Annotated in this window: 6 protein-coding genes; 1 reads left to right on the top strand and 5 read right to left on the bottom strand. The window is 60.9% G+C overall.

Annotation, left to right across the window (positions count from 1 at the left end; translation table 11 throughout):
- Nucleotides 1–1,429 (top strand): ATP-binding protein (locus VN887_08640; GenBank protein HXT40077.1); only part of this gene is annotated, 1,429 nt, incomplete at its 5' end.
- Between the two features lie 18 nt (nt 1,430–1,447).
- On the opposite strand, the gene VN887_08635 is transcribed toward VN887_08640, so the two are convergent.
- From VN887_08635 to infB, 5 genes are read right to left on the bottom strand one after another with little or no spacing between them, the layout of a single operon-like run.
- Nucleotides 1,448–2,371 (bottom strand): bifunctional riboflavin kinase/FAD synthetase, encoded by a 924-nt coding sequence (locus tag VN887_08635; GenBank protein ID HXT40076.1) that lies wholly within the window; start codon nt 2,369–2,371, stop codon nt 1,448–1,450.
- A gap of 52 nt (nt 2,372–2,423) precedes the next feature.
- Complete coding sequence (gene truB, locus VN887_08630) at nt 2,424–3,158, bottom strand: tRNA pseudouridine(55) synthase TruB (protein ID HXT40075.1); 735 nt, start codon at nt 3,156–3,158, stop codon at nt 2,424–2,426.
- A 3-nt stretch (nt 3,159–3,161) separates the two neighbouring features.
- Nucleotides 3,162–4,145, bottom strand: a complete 984-nt coding sequence (locus VN887_08625; GenBank protein HXT40074.1) for a bifunctional oligoribonuclease/PAP phosphatase NrnA — start codon at nt 4,143–4,145, stop codon at nt 3,162–3,164.
- The gene (gene rbfA, locus VN887_08620; GenBank protein HXT40073.1) at nt 4,142–4,498 is read right to left on the bottom strand and encodes a 30S ribosome-binding factor RbfA; all 357 of its coding nucleotides are present in this window, start codon (nt 4,496–4,498) and stop codon (nt 4,142–4,144) included. Before rbfA ends, VN887_08625 begins: the two co-directional genes overlap by 4 nt.
- A gap of 41 nt (nt 4,499–4,539) precedes the next feature.
- Nucleotides 4,540–6,933, bottom strand: a complete 2,394-nt coding sequence (gene infB, locus VN887_08615; protein ID HXT40072.1) for a translation initiation factor IF-2 — start codon at nt 6,931–6,933, stop codon at nt 4,540–4,542.
- Between the last annotated feature and the right edge of the window lie 62 nt (nt 6,934–6,995).

Here is a 6,995-nt window from a genome sequence, read left to right as displayed (position 1 = left end):
CGGATGGACGCGGCTCCCCGCGGTCGGCCAGCCGCTGAGCGAGGTGTTCCAGCTCCTGGACGAAGTCACCCGGGAGCAACTGGACAACCCCGTGGACCGCGTGTTAAAGGCGGATACCGCCCTAAGGCGCGGCTCGCCGACGGTGCTGGTTTCCCGGGACGGCCGCGAACGCATTGTCACCACCGCCGGCGCACCGATTCATGACCACGCTGAGAGCATCGTGGGCGTGGTGCTCGTCTTTCGCGACATCACGGAAAACCGCAAACTCGAGGCGGAACTGCAAAAGGCGAGCAGGCTTGAATCACTCGGACTCCTGGCTGGCGGCATTGCGCACGAGTTCAATAACATCCTCACGGGCATTTTTGGCAATATCTCACTCGCGAAGATGTTTGCACCGGCCGACAACCCGCTTCAGGAACGGCTGGAAAGGGCCGAACAATCCTGCGTGCGGGCGAAGGAAATGACCGGCCAGTTGCTGACGTTCGCCCGCGGGGGCGCGCCGATCAAACGCGTCAAATCAGTACCCCGGCTGATCAAGGAGGCGTGCGACATCGCAGTGCTTGGCTCGAACGCACGCTGCGAATTTCATTACGCGCCCGACCTTCGGCCGGTCGAGGTTGACCAGGCGCAGATCATCCAGGCGCTGAACAATCTGTTTCTCAACGCGATTCAGGCGATGCCGGACGGCGGAAAAATCACCGTGCGTGCGGAGAACATTCCCGCCGGAACCAGACGCGGGCTGCCGTCGTCGTCAGCCGATTACGTGAAAATCTCCATACAGGACGACGGTCCCGGAATTTCACGCGAACACCTGTCGCGCGTTTTCGATCCGTTTTTCACCACGAAACACAAAGGACGGGGCCTTGGACTGGCCACCGCCTATTCCATCTTGCGAAAGCACGACGGACTGATCGACGTGGATTCAAAAGTGGAGCAGGGGGCGACGTTTCACATATACCTGCCGGCATCGGCGCAAACGCTGCCGGTGGAGGCGGAGGACCCGGGTTCTCTGCCAGCCGGCGGGGGCCGCGTGCTGGTCATGGATGACGAGCCGGACATTTTGAATTTTTCCCACATCGCCCTGAAGCGTCTGGGGTACGAGGCGGAGCTGGCGCGCGACGGGGCGGAGGCCATCCGGCGGTACCAGGAAGCGCGGGAGGGAGGACGGCCGTTCTCCGCGGTCATCATGGACCTTACCATCCCCGGTGGCATGGGCGGGAAGGAGGCCATTCAGCGGCTGCTTGAACTCGACCCGGGCGCCAGAGCGATTGTCTCCAGCGGCTACTCCAACGACCCGGTCATGGCCGAGTTTCGAAAATACGGCTTTTGCGGCGTCGTGGCCAAGCCGTATGAAATTCGCGAACTGGCGCGGGTGTTGCAATCCGTCATTCAATCCGGCAATCGGCCGGGTGTCGAAGCAGAGGTCTGAGCAAAGCAGGCCGCCGCATTAAAATATTCTCCGCGCAGTTTCAATGTCGCGCCGGATCTGTTCCTGCAACGCCTCGCGCGAAGGGAACTTCTGTTCGTCGCGCAGTTTTTCCACAAACGTGATTTCCAGCTCCCGCCCGTAGAGGTCGCCGGAGAAATCGAGCAGGTGAACTTCGACCTGAAGTTGTGGATTTGCATTCTGGAGGGTGGGACGGAAACCGATGTTGGCGACGCCACGATATTGACGGTCCTGAACCGACGCATGCACCGCGTACACCCCGTTGGGGGGAGTGGCCAGTCCAGCGACGTCAACGTTGGCCGTCGGAAAGCCGAGTTTTCCGCCGAGTTCCCGGCCGTGAACGACTTTTCCTCCAAGCGAATAGGCGCGGCCGAGCATCTGACTGGCCGCATCGAGGTCGCCGGTGCGGATGGCCTCGCGAATCCGCGTGCTACTGACCCCGTTCCCTCCGAGCGAAACCGAGGCCAGCCCATGCACGGTGAACTTCAATTCTTTGCCCAGTCGTTTCAGCAAATCGACGTTGCCGCCGCGCCGGAAACCAAAGGTGAAGGCGCTGCCCACGCACAGACTGTGCAGGCGGCCGAAGTCCCGCGCGAGACCGCGAATGAACTGTTCGCCGGGTATTTCACTGAACATCCGGTCGAAGTGGATCAATAGCGCGGAGTCGATTCCCAGAGATTCGATCACGCGCAACTTCTGCGACTGCGAATAAATCAGCGGGGGGTTGCGTTCGGGGGCGACGACGGAATTCGGGTGACAGTCGAACGTAATGGCCACCGCGACTCCTTCGTGCTGCCGGGCATCCTCGACCGTTTGTCGGATGACCTGCTGATGGCCCAGATGCACGCCGTCGAACATGCCGATGGCCGCGGAGACCTTGCGCGATCCAGGCCGCAACTCTCCGGCTGCGCTCAGAGTTTTCATGAAGGTGAAGGGTGGTTCGCGGCGCGCAAAACTTGAAGGAAAAATGCGCGGCTTACGACGCGCGAAAAAGCTGAGCCTCGCGCGCGAGCTGCAAAAACGGCATTATCCGGCCCTCGAGTTCGCCGGTTGACAGCGAAAGCGCCTGGTCGAGCGGCAGCGCGTCGGACACGGCAAATTTGCCCGAGGCGGTGCGGCGCAGCGCGGCAAGGTGTGCGCCGCAGCCGAGCTTCTGGCCGAGGTCGTGCGCCAGGGTGCGGACGTAGGTGCCCTTCGTGCAGGCGATTCGAAACTGTCCCAGAGGCTCGTGATAGGAGGTGAAACGGAAGTTGTAGATGTGAATCATCCGTTCCTTGCGCTCGACTTCGATGCCTTTGCGCGCAAGTTTGTAGAGCGGCACGCCATCCTTTTTTATCGCCGAAACCATCGGCGGTAATTGCATCTGGTCGCCCACAAACGTCGCCGCGAGCTCGTTCAATTGTTCGACCGTCAACGGTGGCACTGGCAGTGAACCGGTCAATTCACCATCGGCGTCGTAACTGCTCGTCGTCTCGCCGAGTTTCAGCGTGCCCTCATAGACCTTGTCGGAGGACATCAACTTCTCCGAAAGTTTGGTGCCGCGGCCCAGCACGATGACGAGCAGGCCGGAGGCGTTCGGATCAAGCGTGCCGCAGTGGCCGACCTTCCTGATCTGGAAACGTCGGCGGATGGCATCCACCACGTCGTGCGAGGTGGGGCCAACGGGTTTGTCGATGAGCAGCGCGCCGTCGAGCGGATCAAATTCGTGCATGAACTAATGCGCGGAATCGAGTGCCTTCTTGAGGGCGGCGAGCACCCGGCGTTGAACGGATGCTGGTTTGCCGGAAATGCGCGCGCCGGACGCCGCGGGGTGGCCACCGCCCCCGAATCCGCCGGCGATTTCGCTGACGTTGACCCGGTTGCTTTTGGAGCGGAGGCTGACGCGCGTCAAACCGGGTTCCACCTCCTCGAAGACGCAGGCGACGACGACCGGCTCGATTGCGCGAATGTGGTCAATAAGCCCTTCGCTGTCCGCGGCGTCCGCGCCCGCGCGAGTGAAGTCGGCCTTTTTGAGCCAGAACCAGGCGATCTGATTCTCGTGTGTCAGGTGGAAATGATTATAGACATGTTTCAACAGCCGGACGCGCGAAAGCGGGAACGACTGGTAAACTTCATTGCAAATCCTGGCGAGGTTCGCGCCGAGCTTCACCAGTTCCGCGGCCACCCGGTAGGTGGAAGGCTGCGTGCTCGGATATTGAAAGGAGCCGGTATCCGTCGAGACGGCGGTGAACAGGCAATCGGCGATCGCCGATGTGACCGGCCAGCCGGCGGTCCTCAGGAGGTGGAAGACCAATTCACCGGTGGACGACTCGCGGGCGGACACCCAGTTCAGATCTCCGTACCGCGTGTTGCTCGCGTGGTGGTCGATGTTGACGAGAAGACGGCGGTTTTGGACGCATTTGCCCACCTTGCCGAGACGGTCAAAACTGGCCGAATCGGTGGCAACGACGCAATCAAACTGATGGCCGGGCGACGGAGGTTGAATTAGATTTCGGGGATCGAGGAAGGCAAGCTTTTGCGGAACCCTGTCCTCGTTCCAGCAAACGACCTTTTTGCCCAGGTTTTGAAGCGCCATTGCCAGGCCCAGTTGCGAGCCGATGCAGTCACCGTCCGGACGCACATGACCGGCCACGCAAACACTCCCGGAGCGGCCGAGCTCGGCGAGGATCCGCCCAACGATGCCGGGAGGCGTCTTCATGATGGCGGCCTGGAGCGTTCGAGTTCTTCCATGATTTCCAGCACGCGATTGCCCCGCGCGACCGAGTCGTCACGCATGAAGCGCAATTTAGGTGTGTATTTTAGGACGACGGCGCGTCCGACGAGGCCCTGAATGCGCAGCCGTTCCCGCTTGAGGAGTTCAATACCTTTTCGTTGCTGGTCGGCCGTGCCCACAATTCCCACGAAAACCGTGGCTGATTGCAGGTCGCCGGAGACGCCCACGTCGTTCACCGTGATCAGACCCGCTTCGCCAACAGGGATTTCGCGCCGGATAACCTCGCCGATTTCGCGCTTGAGAAGCTCACGCACGCGCTGGTGTCGGAGGGACTGCATGGATTGGGATAGGTTGATTGCGCCGCGGCGGGGCGCAGTGGTCACAGTTTTTGCGGCACCTTCTCCTGAGTGTAACACTCGATGGAGTCCCCGACCTGGTAGTCATTAAAACCATCGAGCCGAATTCCGCATTCCATCCCCGCGCGGACTTCGTTGACTTCGTCCTGGAAACGCCTCAAGGAGAGGGAAACCCCCTCATAGATGAGCCCCTTGCGCCGTTGAACGCGCATCTTGCCTTTGACGATCCGTCCGCTGGCCACGACACAGCCGGCGACATTGCCACCTTTGGACAGGGCGAAAACCTTGCGCACCTCCGCCGAGCCCACGATGACTTCCCGGATCAACGGGTCCAGCAGGCCGGCCATCGCCTCTTTTACCTCGTCAATCAGTTCGTAAATGATCGCGTAGAGCTTGATCTGCACGCCTTCGCGTTTGGCGACCTCGGATACGCCATTGTCAACGCGGGTGTGAAACCCAAGCACGATTGCTTTGGAGGCCGAAGCCAGGATCACGTCGGATTCTGTGATCGTGCCGACGGCGCTGTGGATGATATCGAGGGCGACTTTTTCCGCGTCGATCTTCTTGAGCGCTTCAACGATGGCTTCAACCGAGCCCTGAGTGTCGGCCTTGACGACAACTTTAAGAACCTTGCTGGTTTCCGACGCCAGGGTCTCGAACAGGTTTTCGAGCGTGACCTTCGGGCGGCGCTCCTTGTCCTCGCTGCGCACCTTTTCGGTGCGCTCCTCCGCGAGTCCGCGCGCGTCTTTTTCGTTCTCCACCACGCTGAACTCCAGTCCGGCTTCGGGGACACCGTTCAATCCGAGCACTTTCACGGCGACCGAAGGCCCCGCTTCCTTCAACCGGTTGCCCTCTTCGTTGATCAGGGCGCGCACCCTGCCCCAGTATTCGCCGCAAATCACGATGTCGCCCACATGCAGCGTGCCTTTGCGGACCAGGACGGTGGCGGTCGGACCTCCGGGTTCAAGACCGGACTCGATGACATTGCCTTTGGCGGGACGCGTCGGATTCGCCTTCAACTCGAGGACCTCGGCCTGAAGCACGATCATTTCGAGCAGCTTGTCCACGCCCCGTTTCGTGAGTGCCGAGACATCCACGAAAATGGTGGAGCCGCCCCATTCCTCACAAACCAGCCCTTTGTCCTGCAACTGCTGGCGGACTTTCATCGGATTGGCGTTCGGGTGATCGCACTTGTTGACAGCGACGATAATTGGAACTTTCGCCGCCTGCGCGTGGCTCAGGGCTTCGAGGGTTTGCGGCATGACGCCGTCATTGGCGGCCACAACCAACACTACAATATCGGTGACGTTCGCGCCGCGGGCGCGCATCGAGCTGAACGCGGCGTGGCCCGGCGTGTCAAGAAACGTGATTTGCTGCAGTTCGCTCTTCCGTTCGGGGTGCGGAATGGAAATCGTGTATGCGCCGATGTGCTGGGTGATGCCGCCGGCTTCCTTGGCAGCCACGTTCGACTTGCGGATCACATCAAGCAGGGTTGTCTTGCCGTGGTCAACGTGGCCCATGATGGTGACCACCGGCGCCCGGAGTCGGAGATCCTCCGGCTTGTCTTCCAGATCACGTTCGACCGGCCGCGGTGGCGCGTGAACGATGCCGGCACCGCGTTCGCGTTTCTCCACCTCGAACCGGAAACCGTATTTTGCGCAGAGCTTTTGTGCGGTGGTCTCGTCAACGGACTGGTTGACGTTGGCGAACACGCCGAGTTCCATGAGGTCGGCAATCAACTGAAACGGCTTGCGCTTTAGCTGCTCAGCGAGGTCGCGGACCACGACCGGAGGCTTTAGCGTGATCAGTTCACCGGTTGTGGGAGGAACGAATTTGGGCGTCGCGGGAGTCGAGGGTTGCGCCGCAGGTCTGGCGCCTGCTTTCAGCGGCATCGGAGCGGCGCCCGGCCTCGTTGCAGGCGCAGGTCTCTGCGGCGGTTTCATCGCCCCCGTTTTCAGCCCGGGTTTGGGCGCGGGCTTCTGCGGCAGCTGAATGAATCCAACCTTTTCCCCAATCCCAGGTTTTGGAGGTGAGGGGGGAGCCACCCGGGTGATTGGCGGAGGCGGTGCAGATGTCGCTTCGACAACTTCAGTCGCGATTTCAGCGGGGGATGACGTCTCGGTCTCGGCTTCCGTCGGTCCGACTGAAGGACTTTGTGGTTCCTGAGCTTCAGAAACCGGGGGAGGTGGTTCGGCTGGAGCGGATACGATCAGAATGGGCTGCGACGCGGGTGGGGGCTCGGCGACCGCCGCAGGCTTTCCTCCGCCTAATTGCTCCTCCAGATACTCCGCCGTGATTTTATCGAGCGAACTCGACGGAACCTTGGCCCCGGCTATGCCCAGTTCCTTGGCCTTGACAAGGACATCCTTGCTTTCGATTCCAAGTTTCTTCGCTATGTCGTAAATACGAACGGGCATAAATGCTTTTTTCCAGCCGGTTGTTCCGCAAAGTCTTCATGTGGTTAACATGCGGACGTTGG

The sequence above is a fragment of the Candidatus Angelobacter sp. genome (assembly GCA_035607015.1).
Lineage (GTDB): Bacteria > Verrucomicrobiota > Verrucomicrobiia > Limisphaerales > AV2 > AV2.
The sequence above is the reverse complement of the archived record's forward strand: the minus strand, read 5'-3'. Positions and strand labels throughout refer to the sequence as shown.